This window comes from Shewanella woodyi ATCC 51908 (assembly GCF_000019525.1).
GTDB lineage: Bacteria > Pseudomonadota > Gammaproteobacteria > Enterobacterales > Shewanellaceae > Shewanella > Shewanella woodyi.
In genome coordinates this window covers 363,560-385,795 of record NC_010506.1, presented here as the reverse complement: position 1 = coordinate 385,795, position 22,236 = coordinate 363,560, and the positions used below count along the sequence as shown (strand labels likewise).

Genomic DNA, 22,236 nt, shown 5'->3' with positions numbered 1-22,236 from the left:
TTTTAGGTGTGTATTTATGAATGAATTGTCAATTAAGATCTCTCCTACTGCTTTTAAGCACCTGAATGGTGCTCATTTCCCATTGCTCATTATTAATGACGAACTAGAATTGAATAGTGCTGCATACTTACTGCACCGCTACAATAATGGTACAGCATTAAAAACGGTCGAGCGAGAAGCGAAAGCATTACGAAAATTTTATTTATTCTGCATCTCTAACAATATCGATTTTATAGGGCGATTTTCTAAGCTTGAAAGATTAACGATTGGCGAGATCGAACACCTTCATGGCGTACTGTCACTTAGAGAAGATACTGGTGAACTAGTCTCACAAACCTACTTTTTGCACAATTGGTCAACAATCCTTCGATACATTGAGTTCTTGTACTCTTTCTATCAAAGTAGAATCAATGACCCACATCGACTATCTACATCAAGAATTGTTTTAGAAGGAATGCGTAACAGCTTTGGGATAAATGCTAAAACACCTCATAACGGAATCCAAAATGAGCGAATTGGCCTTACTCCTGAACTTCAAGTCAAATTTCTAGCAATCATTGACCCAACCAATGAGAACACCTTAAACCCCTATAAAAGTGAAAAAGTTAGATGGCGAAATTTTTGCTTTTTCATGACATTGATGATGGGGGGCAATCGTAAAGGAGAGTCACTAGGTTTAAAGGTTAGGCATTTCAACCTAAGTGGTAGCAGCAAATCATCTAAATACTTTGAAATAATAAAAGAAGATAGAACATTTGATGATTATGGGCGTAAGGAAATACCTCAAGTTAAAACCAAAGGTAGAAAAGTAGAGTTAACCCCTCAACTAGCGGAAATATTCGAGTATTACATAACTAAGATTCGACCACTGTTTAAAGGGGCAAAAAAGAGTGAGTACATGTTCATATCCATTAGAGACGGAAAGCCTCTATCAGCCCTTACGCCAAACATGTCATTAAACGATTTAATAGTTCAATACCCCGAATTTAAAGGCAAGCTAAGTCCTCATATTTTAAGAAACACTTTTCACGATATTTTGGAAAATGTACTAGATGTAGAGTTTGAAGGTGTGGCTCCAATAAGAAAACAGCAGAACAAGGCAACAATTCAAGAGTATGCTGGAGGCTGGACTGCTGGCTCGAAAATGGTGTCTCACTACCCTAAAGGCTCAATTCAGAGGAAAGTAGCAGATCTTCAAATTCGTCTACAAGAGGCTCTATTGAGTAATAATGGAGAAATCTAACATGAAAGATCTAGCCCCAAATCCAATTGTTCTTTCGGAGGATAGTTCCTCCATCCCTGAACACCAGCGAAGCGTGATTGGACGTTTAGGGAACACTATCGAATTAGCTCACAATGAATCCTATCTAAAAACAGTAAAAGTACTAGATACTGATGGTATGGTCTTCACTCTAAACCCATCGTTATTTTTGACTGGCGATGAGGAAATAGATCGGGTAATGCGCCCTTTCATGATTGCTTCAATTCAGCAATACATGCCAAAAACCCTAAGTGTAATCGAAAAACAAATATCCGTATTTACATCTACCTATAGAAATGAACAAGATATAAATAAAGCCATTCAAGATACCGTTTTAGTAGCTCATGAAAAAGGTGATGATAATATATCCTCACTTCGAAGACTATTGAAGTGGTTTATAGCATATGAAGTTGAAGGTCTGGATCTTGACCTTTGTGAGAAGATTCACTCATTAGTATTTGGCGGCAATAAAAATAGTTATCTAGCGCTTTATAGCTTAGACGCTGAAAATGGTCCATTTATAAGAGAGGAATTGAGAATTCTTCAGGCAGCAGCGTTAAACCCTAACATCCATATTGAGAATAGAGTTGTATTGAAACTATGCCTAGAATTTGGCCTACGACCGATTCAAATAGCACTCTTAAAGCAATCAGACTTCATTGTTGACGAAGAGCTAGAGCTGGCATATTTAAAAATTCCAAGAGTAAAACAGAAAAATCGATATAGACGCACTCACTTCACAAAACGCTTGGTCAGTTCGGAACTTGCTGAACTGTTATCAACTTTAATTGCTATTCATCGAACTGTTTACAAAGAACTTGAGATTGAAGATGCACCTCTAATCATGAGGAGACATATCTTTTTTAGAGTAGGTAATTTAGCTAACCCTTACTTAGTAACTGACGAAGTAACTGACGAAGTAACTGACGAAGTAACTGACGAAGTAACTGACGAAGTAACTGACGAAGTAACTGACGAAGTAACTGACGAAGTAACTGACAACGATAAGCGAATAGTAAATAAAAACCCTTATTTTGAAGATTTCCAAAAATGTAATTGGGAAGACATTACTCATCATATTTCGAGTAGTCAGATAGATTACCGCTTAGACCTTATTTCAAAATTACTACCAAACAGCCCTCGAACTGGCTTACCGTTTCAAATGAACGCTTACCGTTTCAGGTACACGCTTGGAACAAATGCCGTTACGCAAGGCATGACTGAAATAGAAGTAGCAGAACTGCTTGACCATTCAGCGTCTGGTAGCGTAAAGCATTACTTTCACTACACTCATGAAATGTTTGAAATTTTGGAAGATGCGACTCTAGATCGAGTAGAAAATAAGTTTTTCACTGCGGCATGGCGCAAACAAGAGTTAGTCGGAAATATCTATGGAGAAGATGTTGTATCACCAAGCACAGCGATCTCCATCGGAAAATGTCAAAAAAATGCACCTTGCGTACTAGAGCCAGCAGTGGCCTGTTATCAATGTGATAAATTTTGCCCGAATAAAAATGCTGAAGGTCATCACCAGCAGCTTAAAAGTCTACAAAGTCGAGCTAAAAAGGCTAAATTGGTGTCAAACAGGGAGGTAGCTCACCAGTTCGATGAAGCTATAGCAGGCTGCGAAGCGGCAATACAGTATGCTGAAGGACTGGACGTTATAGCAATTCAGTATGAATCTGCCAACGATGTAGGGAAGCTCAATGTCAAAGCTGATTAATTTAAATGATAAAAGAATACTTACCTATGTTCAAAACTTTGAAAGAATTGAACTTATAGGGCAAAAAATGTTTTCAGACCTGTCATATTTTAAATCGCAAAACTATTCGGATGAAAAGTGGCAGTATAAAGGCAAAATCCTATTTTTCTCAGTCAATAACAAGTCCAAGAAAAACAAAAAAGTCTTCAACCCTTTTGTGTCTAGGGCAATCAAATGCTTTTTGTTAAATCAGCTTTGGAAAAACAGGCTTAAAAATGAACCTCTCTCATACTCTAGAGTACAAAGTTTTGTTCGTGTCGGAGTCGATTTACATAATGCTGGTATAGACAGCATAGAAAAAATAAACACTTCCACCTATAGCTCAATCTGGAATAACATTTCCTCTAGTGTTGGCCTGATTAATGATTTTAATCTCTTTATCAAGTTCTTGGACAAAGAGCATGTTTTACCTAGCAATATTGACATCATATCTTCAAAAGTCGTCACTTCTGGACTGGAGTTTAAAGCTCTTGAACAGAAGATGCCGAAGCCCGAACTTGTGCAAGCAATCATTGAGTTAAAAAATAAAGTTGAGGCTCAGTGTGATTATTCAGAGCAAGGGGTCAGCGACCTCTTATGCATTTATACGCAAGCGTTTCAGTATGGATTGGGTCTGCGCCTAGGTGAAATTTTAAGGCTATCAAAAGACTGTCTTTTTTATCACGAAGGCAAATTGTTGTGTCGTGTATGGACAGAAAAAGGATGCGAACCTGTACCTCGCTATGTTTTAGGTGATTGGAAGGAACTGATCCTTGAAGTTCATACTAAGATTATCGAAATAACAAAGAACTATAGACAATATGCCAGTCAAATAGACAGTGGCATACTAGCAGTTATTCGTGAGCGTATCCAAGAGTACGAAAATGCAAGAAAACTAGATGCCGATGGACTAGAGAACGAGCTAGATCTATTTTTTAAAGCCAAAGAAAAAGAGGTAAAAAATAGCTGGAAACTAAAGCGTAAGCCAAACCCAGAAGTAGAATATGCTCTAGACGAAGTTTATGATTACCTTCCAGTAGGCAGCACAGCAAAAAGCACTCCTAGTTTATTGAAAGCCTACCAAGCTTGGGGCTTAGAGATTAATGCAACTCCAATTGGTAAAGGTCGAAACACCTACTCAGTAACGGGTCAATCTCTCATCAGTTTTGTAAAATGGCAAAAATCTCTTAGAGCAGAAAATCTGACACAACAAGAGTTTCTGAGCATTCTTCATGGTCGGAAAATCACCAGACAGCATGGTCGTGATAAAGACATTTTTGAGCTGACGAGTGAATTATCTGGAGGCTCTGCGACTTGCTATACTTTTGCTCCAGATGAATTTAAGGGTAAAGGTCGTGCGCCAACAACCATGAGCAGACGACAAGCTTCAATCCTACTCAAAAAATATGCATATGGATTGCTCGATGAAGATGAAATGGACATGACTTCATTCGGCAGATACTTCCCAGAACTACCGTTCTACTACTCAAATGCCAAAACCAAAGATATACGTATAGCCAATCCCCACTTAGAGTTCTCTGATCACAAGAAAATCTCGACAAGAGTCAGCTTTGAGAAAAACCCCGATAGTCCAGTAAGGTATAGCGTCACTGGCGGTTATGCAGTAAAAAAAGCTTCAATTGAAAAGTACATCTATGCGAAATACTTTGAAATCAATCATGCAGTTTTAAATGAACTCAATGACATAGACAAAGCAGAACAGCTAGATCAAATAAAAAAAACTGACGCTATAGAATCTTCCAATCAACTACCAATTGAGATTAAGTCTAGGTCATTTAAAACTGAACAAATGGTTTCTGAATATCTATTCTTACGAGCGATGAGAAAAACAGGCATGAAAGGCGAAATCAGCTTTGTGTCATACATACCTGAAATTTTAGATTATGCCTCTGTTAATTACTTTTTTAAGGGCAATGACAGATACCCAACCGCCTTTGAACGCTTTGGAGTTAAAGCCTCTAAAGAAGTAGTTAAAGAGTGGCAAAGTCATCAAGGACGGCATTGGCGTACAACCAGTTTATTTAGATCGGGGGCGAACAAGTCAATAGTGAATAAATTGATGGGGCGTAAAGACGCCCAAGGCAAACACTATGACCATAACACTGGCACTGAGAGAGCAAAGGTAATCCGTGATGCAATGAGTGATAACGTCAATAGATTTATTGGCGCTATACCCAATACAGTAGCAGAGCTAAAACGCAAGAATGCACCACAGGAACTCATTAATGAAGTCTTAAACAAAGAACTTCAAACAGTAAGTTATACACCTGAAGGAATGTGTACTCGCTCTCTCGAATTAAACCCTTGTGAGTACCACCTACGATGCATGATAGGTAAAACAGGCAACGGTTGTAAGCACTTCATTGTGGATTTAGATGATCCTTCAGCCTTGGAGCCAATAAAAACACTTAGAGATCAGACTATTCATGAAATAGAGCGCTTAGTCGAGTTAAGAGACAACACTGGGAACATCGCTATCAATATGCATTTAGAACACAACTTAAAACTATTAAAAAATACTGAGTCTGTCCTTGAAAGCGCCAGTAACCTACTAGGCAACAAGGAAAGTAAGGAGTTATTGCCCTTCAAAGATAAAGGCTCTTATCCAGACGACTGTCCATTCCAGTGTGGGGATAAATAATTAATGGCAACATCACAAGAACAGTGGACTCAAGCATTTGAAATTCTTGAACACTTCGAAAGAAAGCTAATTGAACCAAAAGAATTCAATTGGACTTATTTTAAAGAGACGACTGGAGTATCCAAAGCCACATTATGGCGAAATGAAAACTTTCGCTCTGAACATGCTCGTATATCCAAGTTAATTAAAAAGTATAAAGAAAAAAATGCTGATTACGATCTAGAGCAGTCAATATTGAGTGTTAAAGACCATGAAATACTTGAACTTAAAAAACAAATTTTTGAGCTTGAAAAAAAGCTGGGTCGAGAAAGAGAACGTTTAGCCTATGCCGCAATTATTGCACGGCAATCAAACATAGATCCTAACCGTTTTATGGAAGAATCTCCGCTCCTGAAAGCGCAAGCTAATGCAAAAAAGAACGAGATAAATACGCCAAAAATTGATGATAAAGCACTAGATCGATTTAGAAAAAAGCAGTGACTTGCTGACGATGGTTGTAATTTAAGTAACGAGTATGAGGTATCAGTATGGCAAATGGAATTCAACTGGCTCAAGAAAACGTTGAGCGCTTCGAGTTATGGATAGCCAGTCAAACCGATTCCGACTTTAAGCAAATTGTCTACAGAGGAAGGCTTAATAGAGCTGAAGTAGCCAAAGGCGCTGGCTTTGCTAAGTCTGTACTTAGGCAAAACCCTCGAATTAAACACTTGTTGGAGGAGCTTGAACTCAACCTTCGTAAACGTGCTGTATTACCTGAATCTATTGAAACAAAAAATCAATCTAAGGCGTATGACCAAACAGAGAATAAGTCCATTAGAGAAAAGCAAAGGCTCACCAGCCTTGAGCAAGAGATGATTGCGCTTAAAGCAGAAAATACTTTATTAAGGAGGAAGCTATCCAGATTTGAAGAGCTAAGTTCTGTACTTGCTGATCTGGGGAGATTACCGTCATGAGTAAGAGTCGTTATCTAATTCGAGTAACGAGTGTTTCTGGACTCAACACTCACAAAGACTTAGTAACTATCCGTGGCGTACCGATTGAATCTTTCAGAACCCAATCAGCTAAGAAGGTTGTATTTGCCAAGGTAGCCAAAAATGACTTGCCAATACTCCCTGAAGTGGGGCAACACTGGAAGCTTACTGGCACAGCTTCTGAGCACTATGAAATTGTTAATGGCTTTAAATATTTAGCTGTAAAACTAGATGTATCTAACGCCAAAGTAACGCTACCAGATACGGGTGAACTGTTCATTGATTTCGTTAGCTCTTGTGCCGACTTCAAAGGGATTGGAGCGGTTAAAGCTAGAGAACTTTGGAACAAGTTCGGCAAAGGTATCTATGACCTTATGAAAGAGCAGAACCCCAAATCTTTTGAGTCCCTATTAAGCCCTGAATCCATCAAAGCACTTCTTGATGGCTGGAGGAAATACGACAACTTGAAATACCAATCATGGTTATCAGGCTTAGGAATTAGACCTGAGATCTCAGGAAAAATAGTTAAGTACCACAAAGAAGGCACTATTAATTCGATAAAAGAAAACCCTTATCGCATGATGACTTTCGGCATGTCGTTCAAAGATTCTGATGCATTAGCGCAAACAAAATTCAATATGAGTTTGAACGATGATAGGCGACTTGTTGCTGCTGTAGAGCAAGTACTAAATCAATGGATTGGAAAAGGTCATACATTTGCCTATCGAGATGATATCTTCAGTGACGTAATTACCCTTTTACAAGATAAACAAGCAGCCATACTAGCTCTTAAAAAAGGTTTGGATAACGGTACTTTCATCATAGCTGATGAAGGTACATACCATCCTACAGGAATGCTGGTAATCGAAAGGATCATTGCAAAACGATTCAAAAAACTAGCTAAACTAGAAGCGTGGTCATTTCAACATGATGATGCATATGAGCAAGCTTGTAGCTCATCTGAGTTTCCTCTGACTGAGCGGCAAGGAGAAGCCGTATACAACGCTTTAAACTACTCAATATCCGCTGTTTTTGGGGGGGCTGGTACGGGTAAAACTACGGTAATCAGATCTGTAGTGGCTGGTTTTGAAGCCCTTGGGTTCGAAATCCATCAAATTGCACTATCTGGTCGAGCTGCTAAACGTATGCGAGAGTCCACAGGACGCCCGACAAAGACTATAGCCGCATTTTTAAGAGATGAGCCAGTTGTTACCGAAAAAGCCGCTGTAATCATTGATGAGTCGTCTATGGTAGACGCAAATACTATGTACCAAATCATCACCCACACTCATGACTCAGTGAAGTTTGTGCTTATCGGTGATCCAGACCAATTGCCGCCAATTGGTGCTGGTTTAGTACTTCATGCAATTCAAGATTCCAAGCTTGTGCCTAAAGTAACTTTAGATATTGTGAAGCGGCAAGATGCTGAATCTGGCATTCCTGGTTATTCATGTGATGTAAAAAATGGCATTGTTCCAGAGCGCTTGAGCACTGGCGCAGTGACTTTCCATGAGGTGCCTGAAACAGAGATCAATGAAACTATCGTTGGCCTCTACGCAGAAGCTACAAATGCGACTCAAATAATTGCAGCAACTTACAAGAGAGAAAATGGCGGTATCAATGCTCTTAATCACTTAGAACAAACAACACTAAACAATAGCTCACCAGAATTACAGTTCAGCCTATTTAATGAAGACTTCATACTCAATTTGAAAGTCGGTGATCCCATCCTTTTAACCAAGAACGATATTAAGCTTGATATTCAAAATGGGACATTGGGAGAGCTAACTTCAGTAGCCACAACAGAAAACGGATTCGGAGAGATCACGCTTGATGATAACCGAATAATTAATCTTGATGAGGCACTGCTTGATCATATTCAGCTAGCCTACGCAATATCATTACACAAAGCACAAGGGAGCCAGTTTGAGCGTATTGTTATCCCTATAGTACCAAGCAAGCTACTTGATCGAGGATGGATATACACAGCTATTACAAGAGCCGAAAAGGAAGTTCATTTAATCGGAAATGCAAAGTTGTTTAAACGTTATATCAAGGAGCCTTCAAAAGCCCACTTAAGACAAATTTATCTATCTAAATTACTAAACTAATTATTGACCTAAAAGAGCAAATATTGGCTTTATTATTGATGATATGGAACTACCGCCTATTGAGCAGGTTAAAGGACATTTCAACAAGGTTTTAACTAGAAAACTTGCGATTTAATTGCTGCATGGTAATCAGCAATATCAACAGAGAAAAACAGACGTTTTGCTTAAAAATTCTTGCCAGATTCAACACTAAATACACCTCTCTTTTCAGTGACTAAATTTGAGGCATATGGTATGTTCCACGGCATAATTTCGTCTAGAAAACGTGTTAGCCGTTAGTCGCTTGATACGCAAAGGGAGTATGGCTAAATGCCGATTCTAAACTGGTTAAATAAAGAGCAATCTGTCACCGCAGCAAGAGACTGTCCATATCGTTTATTGGAGCAAGTTCCAGAGTTATCTTATGGTGAAGCGAATACCGACAACATGCTAATCCAAGGTGACAACCTTGAAGCATTGAAAGCGCTCATCCCTACCCATGCAGGTAGAGTTAAATGCATCTTCATTGACCCACCATATAATACCAAAAGTGCCTTTGAGCATTACGATGACAATTTAGAGCATAGTCATTGGTTAAGTATGATTTACCCAAGGATGGAGCTTTTACACCAGCTATTAGCAGATGATGGTTCTATTTGGATTACATTAGATGACAATGAATCGCACTATATGAAGGTGATTTTAGATGAAATTTTCGGTAGGAAAAACTTTGTTGCTAACTGCATTTGGCAAAAGCTTTATACCGTAAAAAATTCAGCTAAATATTTGTCAGATATGCATGAGCATGTTTTGGTTTATTCAAAAAACAAACAAATATGGGAACGAAATTTACTTCCCAGAACCGAGAAATCAGCTTCAAACTACTCAAATGCTGATGATGACAAACGTGGAGCGTGGACTACCAATGCTATTCAAGCAAGAAATTATTATAGCCTAGGCACCTATGAAATAGTTTCGCCATCAGGAAGAAAACATGTCCCACCTCAAGGGACATTCTGGCGCATATCTGAAGACAGTTTTAAAAAATTAGATTCAGATAATAGAATTTGGTGGGGAAAAGATGGAAACAATGTTCCAAGGGTTAAGAAGTTTCTTAGCGAGGCAAAAGATGGGGTTGTTCCAGCAACATTTTGGTCTTACCAAGATGCAGGTTCTAACGCAGATGCCAAAAAAGAAGTTCGTGAAGTATTTAATGAGTTAGATGAAATATTTATTACTCCAAAACCAGAAAAACTAATCCAAAGAATTTTAAATATAGCCTCAAAAGAAGGTGATTTAGTATTGGATTCATTTTTAGGTTCTGGAACTACTTCTGCCGTTTCTGCAAAAATGAATAGAAAATTCATTGGTATTGAATTAGGAGAACATGCAGAAAGCTTATGCGTTCATCGACAAAAAAAGGTAATTGATGGCGAACAAGGCGGCATATCTAAGGACGTGGCATGGCAAGGTGGCGGTGGGTTTAATTTTTATCGCTTAGGTGAGGTTATCTTTAATGAAAACGGTTCATTAAAAGAAGGAATTAGCTTTAATGCCCTTGCTTCTCACATCTGGTACGGCGATACCCGCAATTCATTAGATCAAAAAGAAAAATCACCGTTACTTGGTGTTCACAACGGTACTGCTTATTACCTTTTATATAACGGTATCCTTGGGGATAAACGTCCTGATGGTGGCAACGTTTTAACATCGAAGGTATTAGCGATATTGCCTGAGCACCCGCTAGATGCTGAAAACGGAAAGAAAGTGATCTATGGCGAAACCAGCCGTATGGGTTCTGCTCGTCTAAAAAGTGAAAATATAATATTTAAACAAATTCCGTATGATGTACGTGGGAGATAGGGATGTTCCAGTTAAAAAGCTACCAACAAGGTGCGTTAGATACCCTAGCTAGTTTCTTCAAGCGCTGCCGTGAGACGAATAATATAGAAACATCTTTCAGTGAATCTTTAAAAGAGAATAATTTCACTGATGTACCATATCGAGCTTATAAATTTGATAATACTCCTTATGTCTGTGTTCGTATTCCGACTGGTGGTGGTAAAACCATATTAGGCACCTATGCGATTTCAACAGCAGCCAAGGAGTTTTTATCCAAAAGCTATCCAATTACGCTATGGTTAGTGCCAACCACAACGATTCAACAGCAAACTGTTGCAGCTTTAAAAAGCAATCCAGCTTATACCGAGCACTTAAACAAAGCATTTGCTAATAATGTCAGCGTTTATGATATCGCAGATGTTAACCAAATTCGTTCTCAAGATATCGGCAATAAAGCCATTATTGTTGTTTCTACTTTAGCGAATCTAAGAGTAACAAAAACCACAGATCGCAAGGTTTATCAGTATCACGAAGACTTTGAACCTCATTTTTCTAAATTAACAAGTGCTAACCCTGCATTTGATAAATTAGAAAAGGTAACTGAAGATGATGTTTCAGAAAACGGATTAACAGTTAGAGACATTGGCAAAGTCAAATACTCGTTTGCAAATTTATTGGCGCTTTATAACCCACTCGTTATTGTAGACGAAGCCCACAATGCTAGAACTCCATTAACCTTCGACACACTTAAACGTGTTTACCCTGCTGCCATTATGGAGTTTACCGCCACACCTAATACTACTGGAACCAATGCAAGTAATATTTTATATCATGTGTCTGCTGCTCAGCTAAAAGCTGAGGAGATGATAAAACTTCCAATCATCCTAACTGAACATGTAAATGGTTGGGAAGAAGCAGTAAGAGACGCTGTACTCACCAGAGAAAGGTTGGCAGTAAAAGCTCAAAAAGATACTGACTATATCCGACCGATAGTTTTATTACAGGCAGAAAGCAAGAGCGGTAAAGTAACTGTCGATGTTTTAAAGCAGTGCTTAATGGAACAACACCATATCGATGAAAGTAAGATCGCCATTGCTACTGGTACACAACGAGAGCTTGATGGACTTGATATTTTTCAACCCGACTGCCCAGTTGAGTTTGTAATTACAATTGAAGCATTAAAAGAAGGTTGGGATTGTTCATTTGCATACGTATTTTGCTCAGTGAAACAAGTTTCTTCAAGTAAAGATGCTGAACAGCTATTAGGCCGAGTTTTGCGTATGCCATATGCAAAACGAAGAGTTATTGAAGACTTAAATAGAGCCTATGCCCACTTATCAACCAATAGCTTGGCTCAAGCAGCAAAAGAACTCGCAGATAAGCTTATCGCAATGGGCTTTGAAGAACTAGAAGTAGCAACGTTTCTTCGTCAGCAAGACGCTAGTCAGGGTGAATTATTTGACTCAAGCGGTAACAAAAAGCCAGAATCAAAATTGTCACCAACAACGCTAATGGTCGAAGTTAAGGATGTGGTTGATTCAACGTTATTAACTGAAGAAGACCGAAGCAGTATAAAGGTATCTGAAGTTGAAGGACGTAAAGTTGTTACTGTAACTGGCAAAGTATCAGACACTTTGAAAAAAGCTTTGGAGAAAGTGGCAATAGAGCCTAAAAAATCAATAGAAAGATCTATCAAGATGCATAACCAGAGTGTTTATGCGGCACAATCGCCATCTGAAAATGGCGCTAAATTTGCCGTACTTCCAAGATTATGCGTAATGAGCCAAGGTGAGCTAGAACTTGCTGAAAAAGAAGTTTTTCTAGATGCTTTTGGCTGGAATCTATTAGATTACCCTGCTGTTCTAGACTACAAGCCTACTGAAGATACCACTAGCTTCTCAGTAGATTTGCAGGGGAAAAAGGTTAAATATAGCTTTGTAGATGATACACAAACTCTAAACTTAAACTTTGCTAATACAGACGTTACTCAAGATGAACTAGTTGGCTGGCTAGACATGGAATGTCGCCAAAGTGATGTAACTCAAAGAGAAATGACTGGCTTTATGTCAAATGTCATCAATCACTTGATGAAAAAGCCTGAGCTAACTCTTACAACCTTGATTAGAAATAAGTACCCATTGGCGAATGCGATTCAAGATTTAGTATCTGAGTACAGGAAACAAGCAGCAACCAAAGGTTATCAACAAGCATTATTTTCTAATGAATCTGAAGTATTAACGACTTATGATTTCAGTTATGAATTTAAAGCCAATAACTATCCAGCTCGTCCACCATACTATAGCGGTAGCTACGACTTTAATAAGCATTACTATCCTCAAATTGAAGATATGAAATCTAGTGGTGAAGAGTTCGATTGTGCTCAAATTATAGATTTAATGCCTGAAGTTAAGCACTGGGTCAGAAACCTTGTAAGGCGTGAAGAAGCTTCATTTAGCTTGCCATTAGCACATGGTAACTTCTTTCCTGATTTTATTGTTGAGCTTAATGATGGTCGAATTTTAGTAGTTGAATATAAGGGTGAAGCTTACAAAACCAATGATGACTCAGCAGAGAAACGTCTAGTTGGTGATTTATGGGCTAAGCATAGTCAAGGTAATTGCTTATTTCTTATGGCTGTAAAGAAGGATGACAACGGCCAAGGCGTCAGACAGCAACTCTTGAATATAATTAGCTAACCTATGCTATAGAGTGATAGCACGGAGTATTTATGATGCGAAAGGTGTAAGGAATACGTGTCCATACCTTTCGCTACATACGCTTTGAAGATTACTTATGATAATAACGGTTATCGAAATAAAGCCTAAGAAAAAGTGACTTAATACCAAGCCTCCAAAGACTGTTAGAACTTGCTTGTAACAGTCTGAGGTGGTTATCTTACCTACAATCCTGTACATATAAAAACAGACTTACACATCGCAATCGTTTCATTCTCACCTAAAAATCAGTTTCTTTTATGACCAACTAGACTGTTTCATTTTCGTCTAGCTAGAGTATACTTGTACATAATATTGCAACATAATGACACATTGACTGCGTGAGAAACTTGTAAGGTATTACAGAGACTACATGCTGACCCATAGAGTAAAAGGATTCACTCACTCACCAAGTAGAATGAAACGATTTTTCTCTTTAGTCTCTGTAGGAGGTAGCCATTGCATAGTTGAATATAATTATGGCTTCCTAACAGCTTAAAGCGTCAGTTAAAATGCTGACTAATAATAACGCCAAATAAGAACTAAAACTCCATGTCCGAATTTATCTCCACTATGAGCCATAATTTGTGGCTCTTTGCCATGATTAGTTTTGTTTTTGCAGCCGTTATCGGCAGCTTTCTCAATGTCGTCATTCACCGCTTACCAGTAATGATGAAGCGAGAGTGGCAGCAGGAATGCAACCAATATCTGAATGAATACCATGAAGCGCTAGTTAAGCCTATTGCTAAAAAACTAGAAAAGCCAATTGATAGTTATCCTGAAAAATACAATTTAGTCATACCTCATTCAGCATGCCCAAAATGCGGCACCCATATAAAACCTTGGCATAACCTTCCTATTCTTGGGTGGTTAATGCTAAAAGGTAAGTGTGCATCATGTAAGACTCATATCTCAGCCAGATACCCTGTTATAGAGTTATTGACTGGATTAGCGATTGCTTTTCTGGCGCTTCATTTTGGCCCAACTATTGAGTTTGCCTTAGCCACAACATTAACTTTTGGTTTAATCGTCTTGACTGGAATTGACCTTGACGAAATGCTATTACCAGATCAGATCACCCTTCCCCTACTCTGGCTAGGGCTTATCATCAACCTCAACGGCACTTTTGTTAGCCCAACTGATGCCATTATTGGTGCTGCAGCTGGTTACATGAGTCTCTGGAGTGTATTTTGGGGGTTTAAGCTATTAACAGGCAAGGAAGGGATGGGTTATGGCGACTTTAAGCTATTAGCCGTATTCGGTGCTTGGCTGGGTTGGCAACTACTCCCCATAATAGTATTACTCTCTTCACTCGTCGGAGCGATTATTGGTATTGGATTGATTGTGACAAAAAAAATCAATCACACAAACCCTATTCCGTTTGGCCCCTATATCGCTATCGCGGGTTGGATAGCCATGATATGGGGCTCAAGTATCAACGCTTGGTACCTCTCCACCCTTTAGAATCAAATATTAGAGACACCTTTTAGGCTATAGAGACATGACAAATTTAGTAGTTGGGTTAACAGGTGGAATTGGCAGTGGTAAAACAACCGTTGCCAATATATTTGCAGAGTTAGGCATTGAACTAGTCGATGCCGACATTGTTGCACGTGAAGTGGTTGCAATAGGATCGCTAGGGCTCACTAAAATAGCTCAACACTTTGGAGCCGATATTCTCAACTCCGACTCCACACTAAACAGAGCTAAGCTTAGGGAACATATTTTTTCAAAACCCGAAGAGCTAGAGTGGCTAAATGCCCTATTGCACCCCATTATCCGTACAGAGATGTTAAAGCAGCTCGATAATACCCGCTCACCCTATAGCATTTTGATTGCTCCCTTGCTATTTGAGAATGGATTAGATAGGTTAGTAGATCGAACACTTTTGGTTGATATTTCACCAGAGCAGCAACGCAATAGAACAAAAATCAGGGACTCAGTAACTGCAGAGCAGGTACAGAAGATAATAGATAGCCAAGCTTCGAGAGAGGATAAGCTGTCAAAAGCTGATGATGTCATCGACAATCATGGAGAGAGATCGGCACTTAGAAATAAAGTGGTTGCACTACATAATAACTATTTAAAATTGTCCAATAACACTTAATCAATGCCATGACAGAATTGACCTATGAACAACCTTTAAACGAAAAAACCAGAAGCTTTCTTCGATTAGAGTATTTATCACAGCAGCTAGAGACGAATGTGGAACAAGATCATCAACACAGATGCTTCTATCCGCTTTTTTCTTTGTGTGAATTAACTGAGCGCTGTGACTATCGTGGTGAAGTGTTAAAGGATCTTGATAAACAGATAATCACACTTTCTAACTGGCAAACTCTTCCCCATATAGATAAACAACAGGTCGAATTTTATTTAAACCGCTTAGTAACAGCCAAGGAAACCTTACAAGCTTGCGACCGCCCTGGATCAGCACTAAAACAAGATCGTTTCTTAGCCGCACTAAGGCAGAGATTCAATATGCCGGGCGCCTGTTGTAACTTCGACCTCCCTCAGCTCCATTACTGGCTAGCTAAACCTTGGGATGTACGTCAGCAAGAATACTTAGCTTGGGTCGAAAACTTTACCGCGCTACTAAGCCCAATCAAACTCCTACTTGAACTCACCAGACAGACAACCCAATTCAACGATACCACGGCTAAAGTGGGTTTTTTTCAAGGTAATAGCAATCAAGCACTCTCAATGATACGAGTCAAAATTGACTCTCAACAGGGCTGCTACCCGACTATCAGTGGACACAAAAATCGCTTTGCGATTCATTTTGTTCAATTTGAACAACAGAAACACTCAGATAAAACCATCGAATTCCAATTAGCCACCTGCGCTTAAAATCAGTATTATTACCCATCTCTCTAATCCCTTAGCGACAACAGTTTGCTAACCTAAGTAATTGAGTCTTACGTCATGCCTACAAGTGTTAAATGCCCTACCTGCCAAAAAGATGTGATCTGGAATAACGAATCTAAATTTAAACCTTTCTGCTGTGAGCGCTGCAAGCTCATCGATCTTGGAGATTGGGCGTCAGAAAAGCATGCCATCCCCGTTAAACCTGAATTCGATGCCGATGACTTAGATAACCTAGGTTATGACGAAGCTGACTTTTTCAAAGAGAATTAACCTATGACTGACTCAGTAAAAAAGAGAGTACATGTTGCAGTTGGCGTTATCATCAATGACAAACAAGAGATTTTACTTGCGAAACGCCTTGATCATCTTCATCAGGGTGGAAAGTGGGAATTTCCTGGCGGAAAAGTTGAGCTAGGTGAAACCGTAACGGATGCACTGAAAAGAGAACTCAAGGAGGAGGTCAATTTAGACGTCGCTTCAAGTTCCCCACTTATGGAGATCAGTCACGATTATCCAGACAAGCAGGTGTTACTCGATATACACTTAGTCACTAATTTTACAGGTAAAGCCCGTGGACTGGAACAGCAAGAGATCTGCTGGGTACCAAAGAAAGAGCTGATAAATTATGAGTTCCCAGAAGCTAACAAGCCTATTCTTGACAAAATTTTAGCTGATTAAAATAGCTATTGAATAACTAAACAGCAGAAATTATATTGCACAAAAAAACCAGCGGATACAATCAACTGGCTTAGTTTAATACTCAGCTCATTGGATTAAGAGCAGCAATCTCGTCGCCACCAGTTTTTGGGTAGCTTTTCCACCAGCACTTTTACCATCAAAATCGCGAGCACAACACCAGAGCTATAGACGATAGCTTCTGGAAGCAAGTTATGTTGCTCACCAATCTGTGGCATCACCTCAAATCCAAACGTCTCAACCAGATAGTTAACCAAAATACCTGACAATAGCGCCACACCCAGTACACCTCCCAGATAACCAAATAGTGCGCGCTTGCCTAGCTCTTTAGTGACAACACCTAATGTTGCAATATTCGTTGCAGGGCCCGCCAACATAAATACCAGTACAGCTCCAGGTGAAACACCAGCTAATAGAAGGCCTGCTGCAATGGGAGTCGACGCCGTAGCACAGATATACATAGGAACAGAGATAAGTACCATCACTAGCATAGCTAATATGCCATCGCCCCATTTAGCCATAAAATCACCCGGAACATAGGTTTGAACTAATGCGGCAAAAAACAAACCAATCAATAGCCAAACTGTCGTATCACGAACCAAATCTGTGGCTGCAAAATGCAAACCTTTACCGATACGATTTAATACCGGGGTACCTTTAAGCTCAGTTGCCACATCTTTTGTCGACTCACAACAAGCTTCACCTTCATCAACAGTATCACTACTCGTTGAACAACATGAGTTGTTGGCTTTCTGCTTCTCTACAGGCTTATTACTGCAACATGAGTCAGCCTTAACCTTTGTAGCAGGGTGAACCATTAAACTCTCATCAGCATTAATGGGCGTCATGGTAACTTCGGGTGTATTTTTTACTCCCTTACTAGCACTACAGCAAGATGAAGAACTACTCGGCTTCACACTTTGAGACTCTGACTCTGCGATTACAGCACTATCGTTATCATCCCGCCCAACCAATAGACCCGCTACAATTGCGCTTGTTACAGCAGCGATGGGCCTAACAATAGCCATAAATGGGCCAAGTAAGACATATGACACTGTCACTGAATCTACGCCTGTTTCAGGAGTAGAGACCAAAAAAGAGGTTGTTGCCGCCTTTGATGCTCCAGAGCGACGTAATCCCACTGCAGCAGGGATAACACCACAGGAGCAAAGAGGTAGAGGCGCGCCTAACACCGCCGCTTTGACAGTTGCTTTAAAGCCGTGTCCTCCAAGTTGTTTCTGCATCCACGCCATAGGGACAAACATCTTCAACATACCGGCTAAAAATAGCCCTAAGAGCAACCAAGGCGCTGAATCTAAAAAGAGATCAATAAAATTCGCTAACAACATAGACTAACCCTTACTCTGACAATTTTTTGTATACTGAGATGCATCATGGTGATGGCCGTGATTTTCACACTTTATGCTATCGGTATTTGACTCTAACGCTTCTAGTATTGAACAGTGCTCTGCACTTTCTGGTCCGCCGCAACATGCATCAGATAGACGCTCTAGTGAAACCTGAAAATGCTTAAGCTCAGCAATTTTTTGATTCACATGTTCAAGTTTGATGTCTACCATGCCTTTTACATCTGCACACGCCCAATTCGACTTATCCAGCTCAATAGAGAGTAGCTCTGTGATCTCAGCTAATGTAAAACCAACCGCCTTAGCCCTTAAGATAAAGCGTAACCGCTCCGCGTCATGCTCATTATACAAACGGTAACCTGAGTCACTTCGGGAGGATGGCGCCAACAGACCATGCTTCTCATAAAACCTCAATGTGTCGGCTTTCACCTCACACTGCTTAGCTAACTCACCAATTCGATACATGAATTGCCCTTATCAGTCATCGCAAATAACCTAGAATATGACTAAGTATAAACCTTAGAGTTAAATCCAAGGTCAAGGGTTATAGTGCAATAAATATCTCCTTAAAACACCTTTTAGATAGCCAGTGTGTGAAGAGCGGCAAAATATATATGTGCCGCCACCAATCAGCTCTCAAATATCCCCTTAAGCCATGACTCTTTGTTCGCGTATGCGTATTGTGAAATCACATATAAATAAAAAGCCTAGAGAGAAGATTTACGTTAAAATACGCGCGCTGCGAAGGAGGCAAGTGCAGGAAGCTAGCATTGAGGGACTTTTGGAAAACAGATTTTGTTATCGAACCTGATGATACAGTTCTGTTTTCCGAAAGATCCTTAAATATAACTACTGGACACTGTACCCAAAATGAATAATGCCAGACCCATTCGTCGCGCGCTGTTAAGCGTTTCAGATAAAACCGGAATCCTTGAGTTTGCTAAATCACTACACGCTCAAGGCGTAGAGCTACTGTCTACTGGTGGCACCGCCCGCCTTTTGGCAGATAATGGTGTGCCTGTCATTGAAGTGTCGGATCATACTGGACATCCAGAGATCATGGATGGCCGCGTTAAAACTCTGCACCCTAAAGTGCATGGCGGTATCTTGGCACGTCGTGGCATCGATGAGCTTGTTATGGAACAAAATAACATTAAGCCAATCGACCTAGTTGCGGTTAACTTGTATCCATTTGCAGAAACTGTCGCTAAAGAGGGCTGCACGCTCGCAGACGCTGTCGAGAATATCGATATCGGTGGCCCAACTATGGTCCGCTCTACAGCCAAAAACCATAAAGACACCACCATCATAGTCAATGCACATGATTACGATCGCGTCATTGCTGAGATGGAAGCGAATCAAGGCAGCACCACACTAGAAACTCGCTTCGACTTAGCGATTGCCGCCTTTGAACATACAGCCGCATACGATGGCATGATCGCAAACTACTTCGGTACAAAAGTTCCTGCTCACAGTCAAGATGAGTGTCATGAACGCTCTTTATGCGCTGAAGACTCTAAATTCCCACGCACCTACAACACTCAACTAGTTAAAAAACAAGATCTACGTTATGGCGAAAATAGCCATCAAACAGCCGCTTTCTATGTCGATACAAATATAGATGAAGCTTCTGTTGCGACAGCTGTTCAACTACAGGGCAAGGCGCTCTCCTATAACAATATCGCCGACACAGACTCTGCACTTGAGTGCGTTAAAGAGTTCAGTGAACCTGCCTGTGTGATTGTAAAACATGCCAACCCATGTGGCGTAGCCATTGGTGAAAACCTACTTGAAGCCTACAACCGTGCATTCCAAACCGATCCTACCTCGGCTTTTGGTGGCATTATCGCCTTCAACGCAGAGCTTGATGCTGAAACTGCAGCAGCGATTGTTGAGCGTCAATTTGTAGAGGTCATTATCGCCCCTAAGGTTTGCCAAGCCGCTCGTGATGTTGTTGCAGCTAAGGCCAATGTTCGCCTGCTTGAGTGTGGTGAATGGGCAAATAAGACCACCAGCCTTGATTACAAGCGTGTTAACGGCGGGCTGCTGCTTCAAGATAGAGACCAAGGTATGGTTGGACTTGATGAGGTGAAAGTCGTCTCTAAACGTCAACCAACTGAAGCTGAGATGAAAGATCTAATGTTCTGCTGGAAAGTCGCCAAATTTGTTAAGTCTAACGCGATTGTGTATGCAAAGAACAGCATGACAATCGGTGTTGGCGCAGGCCAAATGAGCCGTGTCTATAGCGCTAAGGTGGCTGGTATAAAAGCTGCTGATGAAGGGTTAGAGGTGCAAGACTCAGTGATGGCATCTGATGCTTTCTTCCCGTTCCGTGATGGCATTGATGCCGCAGCCGCTGCCGGCATCAGCTGTATCATCCAACCAGGTGGCTCTATCCGTGATGAAGAGATCATTGCAGCAGCAGATGAGCACGGTATGGCGATGGTATTTACCGGAATGCGTCACTTCCGTCATTAATAGAACTAAGTTTCGAGTTTCGAACAAAATATTAATTTTTAAGGTTTAGCGCAAAATCATCGGTTCTAGAACAAAGAAAACACACGCAGATTCTTATTGGTAAAAAATGCCAATACATGAGTATGTTTGATGCAGTTCAAGAGCCGATGAAGAAGCGATAAAGGATAAAAAAATGAATGTATTAGTAATAGGTGGCGGCGGACGTGAGCACGCTCTAGCGTGGAAAGCGGCTCAGTCAGCACAAGTAGAAACCGTATTTGTCGCTCCAGGCAATGCAGGGACCTCTATGGAACCTAAGCTTGAAAATGTCGCTATTCAGGTTGAAGATATTCCAGCTCTTGTCGCTTTTGCACAAGACAAAGCCATTGAAATCACTATCGTTGGCCCTGAAGTGCCTTTAGCACTCGGTGTGGTGGATGCATTCAATGACGCTCAACTACCCATTTTTGGCCCAACACAAGGTGCTGCACAGCTAGAGTCATCTAAAGCTTTCACTAAAGACTTCTTAGCTAGACACAATATTCCAACCGCAGCCTACTCAAACTTTACTGAGATTGAACCAGCTAAAGCCTATGTAACTCAAGTTACGGCAAATACTGGCTTTCCGATTGTAATAAAAGCCGATGGCCTTGCTGCGGGTAAAGGCGTGATCATCGCCGAAGACCAAATCCAAGCCGATGCCGCCATTGAAGATATGTTAGCGGGCAACAAATTTGGCGAAGCGGGCTCCCGCGTGGTTATCGAAGAGTTTCTTAAAGGTGAGGAAGCCAGTTTTATCGTTATGGTTGACGGTAAAAACATTCTTGCCATGGCCACCAGCCAAGATCATAAAGCCCGTGATAACGGTGATTACGGTCCAAATACTGGCGGTATGGGTGCATATTCGCCGGCTCCAGTCGTCACTCAAGCAGTACATGACTGGACAATCAACAATGTGATCCGTCCAACCGTCGATGGAATGGCTGCAGAAGGGAATGTCTACACAGGCTTCCTGTACGCAGGCCTGATGATCGCCCCTGACGGCAGCGCAAAAGTACTTGAGTATAACTGTCGCTTCGGCGATCCAGAGACTCAACCCATTATGATGCGTCTGCAATCAGATCTAGTAGCGCTTTGTCTCGCCGCCACTCGTGGTGAGCTAGATAAAGTTACTGCTGAGTTTGATAGCCGTGCAGCCGTGGGCGTTGTTCTAGCAGCAGGCGGATACCCTGAAGCCTACCGTAAGCATGACGTGATTGATGGCTTAGACCTTGGTAACAATAATGCTAAAGTCTTCCACGCTGGCACCAGCATGAAAGATGGCCATGTGGTAACTAATGGCGGACGAGTCCTCTGTGCAACAGCCCTAGGAAATAGTGTCACTGAAGCTCAACAAGCTGCATATGCTTTGGTTGAAAAGATCCATTGGGATGATATCTACTTCCGCACAGATATCGCCTACCGCGCTATCTCACGGGAAAGTTAATCTTTCTATAATGAATAAAAACCGGTATTTAACCGGTTTTTTTATATCCAAAGCTTTATAGCAACGAGCAGACTCAACACA

The 22,236-nt window shown here is 40.6% G+C and carries 17 protein-coding genes; 15 read left to right on the top strand and 2 right to left on the bottom strand.

The features are described from left to right. Positions 1 to 16 precede the first annotated feature (16 nt). The 13 genes from SWOO_RS01605 to mutT all read left to right on the top strand — a co-directional run bounded on the left by SWOO_RS01605 (position 17) and on the right by mutT (position 16,827). Entirely contained in the window at positions 17 to 1,243 is a 1,227-nt protein-coding gene (locus SWOO_RS01605; RefSeq protein WP_012322961.1) for a site-specific integrase, read from the top strand. A gap of 1 nt (position 1,244) precedes the next feature. Continuing rightward, positions 1,245 to 2,984 carry an integrase family protein gene (locus SWOO_RS25370; protein ID WP_012322960.1) on the top strand — a complete coding sequence of 580 codons (1,740 nt, stop codon included), beginning with the start codon at positions 1,245 to 1,247 and terminating at the stop codon, positions 2,982 to 2,984. Beyond that, positions 2,968 to 5,664 (top strand): hypothetical protein, encoded by a 2,697-nt coding sequence (locus SWOO_RS01590; protein ID WP_012322959.1) that lies wholly within the window; start codon positions 2,968 to 2,970, stop codon positions 5,662 to 5,664. The genes SWOO_RS25370 and SWOO_RS01590 overlap by 17 nt, the downstream gene beginning before the upstream one ends. Positions 5,665 to 5,667: 3 nt before the next feature. Then, positions 5,668 to 6,144 (top strand): hypothetical protein, encoded by a 477-nt coding sequence (locus SWOO_RS01585; RefSeq protein ID WP_012322958.1) that lies wholly within the window; start codon positions 5,668 to 5,670, stop codon positions 6,142 to 6,144. A gap of 47 nt (positions 6,145 to 6,191) precedes the next feature. Beyond that, positions 6,192 to 6,617, top strand: a complete 426-nt coding sequence (locus tag SWOO_RS01580; RefSeq protein WP_012322957.1) for a VPA1267 family protein — start codon at positions 6,192 to 6,194, stop codon at positions 6,615 to 6,617. Then, positions 6,614 to 8,746, top strand: coding sequence for an ATP-dependent DNA helicase (locus SWOO_RS01575; RefSeq protein ID WP_012322956.1), 2,133 nt, complete (start codon positions 6,614 to 6,616; stop codon positions 8,744 to 8,746). Before SWOO_RS01580 ends, SWOO_RS01575 begins: the two co-directional genes overlap by 4 nt. Before the next feature lie 309 nt (positions 8,747 to 9,055). Beyond that, a complete protein-coding gene (locus SWOO_RS01570; RefSeq protein ID WP_012322955.1) occupies positions 9,056 to 10,588 on the top strand; it encodes a site-specific DNA-methyltransferase in 1,533 nt (510 codons plus the stop codon). A gap of 2 nt (positions 10,589 to 10,590) precedes the next feature. Beyond that, positions 10,591 to 13,263 carry a DEAD/DEAH box helicase gene (locus SWOO_RS01565; protein WP_012322954.1) on the top strand — a complete coding sequence of 891 codons (2,673 nt, stop codon included), beginning with the start codon at positions 10,591 to 10,593 and terminating at the stop codon, positions 13,261 to 13,263. 570 nt (positions 13,264 to 13,833) lie between these two features. Continuing rightward, positions 13,834 to 14,745 carry a prepilin peptidase gene (locus tag SWOO_RS01560; protein WP_012322953.1) on the top strand — a complete coding sequence of 304 codons (912 nt, stop codon included), beginning with the start codon at positions 13,834 to 13,836 and terminating at the stop codon, positions 14,743 to 14,745. 37 nt (positions 14,746 to 14,782) lie between these two features. Next, the gene (coaE, locus tag SWOO_RS01555; RefSeq protein ID WP_012322952.1) at positions 14,783 to 15,388 is read left to right on the top strand and encodes a dephospho-CoA kinase; all 606 of its coding nucleotides are present in this window, start codon (positions 14,783 to 14,785) and stop codon (positions 15,386 to 15,388) included. Positions 15,389 to 15,396: 8 nt separating this feature from the next. Beyond that, positions 15,397 to 16,131, top strand: a complete 735-nt coding sequence (gene zapD, locus SWOO_RS01550; protein WP_012322951.1) for a cell division protein ZapD — start codon at positions 15,397 to 15,399, stop codon at positions 16,129 to 16,131. A gap of 75 nt (positions 16,132 to 16,206) precedes the next feature. After that, positions 16,207 to 16,419, top strand: coding sequence for a DNA gyrase inhibitor YacG (gene yacG, locus SWOO_RS01545; RefSeq protein WP_012322950.1), 213 nt, complete (start codon positions 16,207 to 16,209; stop codon positions 16,417 to 16,419). 3 nt (positions 16,420 to 16,422) lie between these two features. Then, positions 16,423 to 16,827, top strand: coding sequence for an 8-oxo-dGTP diphosphatase MutT (gene mutT, locus SWOO_RS01540; RefSeq protein ID WP_012322949.1), 405 nt, complete (start codon positions 16,423 to 16,425; stop codon positions 16,825 to 16,827). Between the two features lie 95 nt (positions 16,828 to 16,922). On the opposite strand, the gene SWOO_RS01535 is transcribed toward mutT, so the two are convergent. Together SWOO_RS01535 and zntR are read right to left on the bottom strand one after the other, a co-directional pair. After that, a complete protein-coding gene (locus tag SWOO_RS01535) occupies positions 16,923 to 18,194 on the bottom strand; it encodes an SO_0444 family Cu/Zn efflux transporter (protein ID WP_012322948.1) in 1,272 nt (423 codons plus the stop codon). Positions 18,195 to 18,197: 3 nt separating this feature from the next. Then, positions 18,198 to 18,677, bottom strand: a complete 480-nt coding sequence (gene zntR, locus SWOO_RS01530) for a Zn(2+)-responsive transcriptional regulator (RefSeq protein WP_012322947.1) — start codon at positions 18,675 to 18,677, stop codon at positions 18,198 to 18,200. 405 nt (positions 18,678 to 19,082) lie between these two features. On the opposite strand from zntR, the gene purH reads away from it, so the two are divergent. Then, positions 19,083 to 20,690: a bifunctional phosphoribosylaminoimidazolecarboxamide formyltransferase/IMP cyclohydrolase gene (purH, locus tag SWOO_RS01525; protein ID WP_012322946.1), complete on the top strand. Its 1,608-nt coding sequence runs from the start codon at positions 19,083 to 19,085 to the stop codon at positions 20,688 to 20,690. 172 nt (positions 20,691 to 20,862) lie between these two features. Then, positions 20,863 to 22,155 carry a phosphoribosylamine--glycine ligase gene (gene purD, locus SWOO_RS01520; protein ID WP_012322945.1) on the top strand — a complete coding sequence of 431 codons (1,293 nt, stop codon included), beginning with the start codon at positions 20,863 to 20,865 and terminating at the stop codon, positions 22,153 to 22,155. Positions 22,156 to 22,236 lie beyond the last annotated feature (81 nt).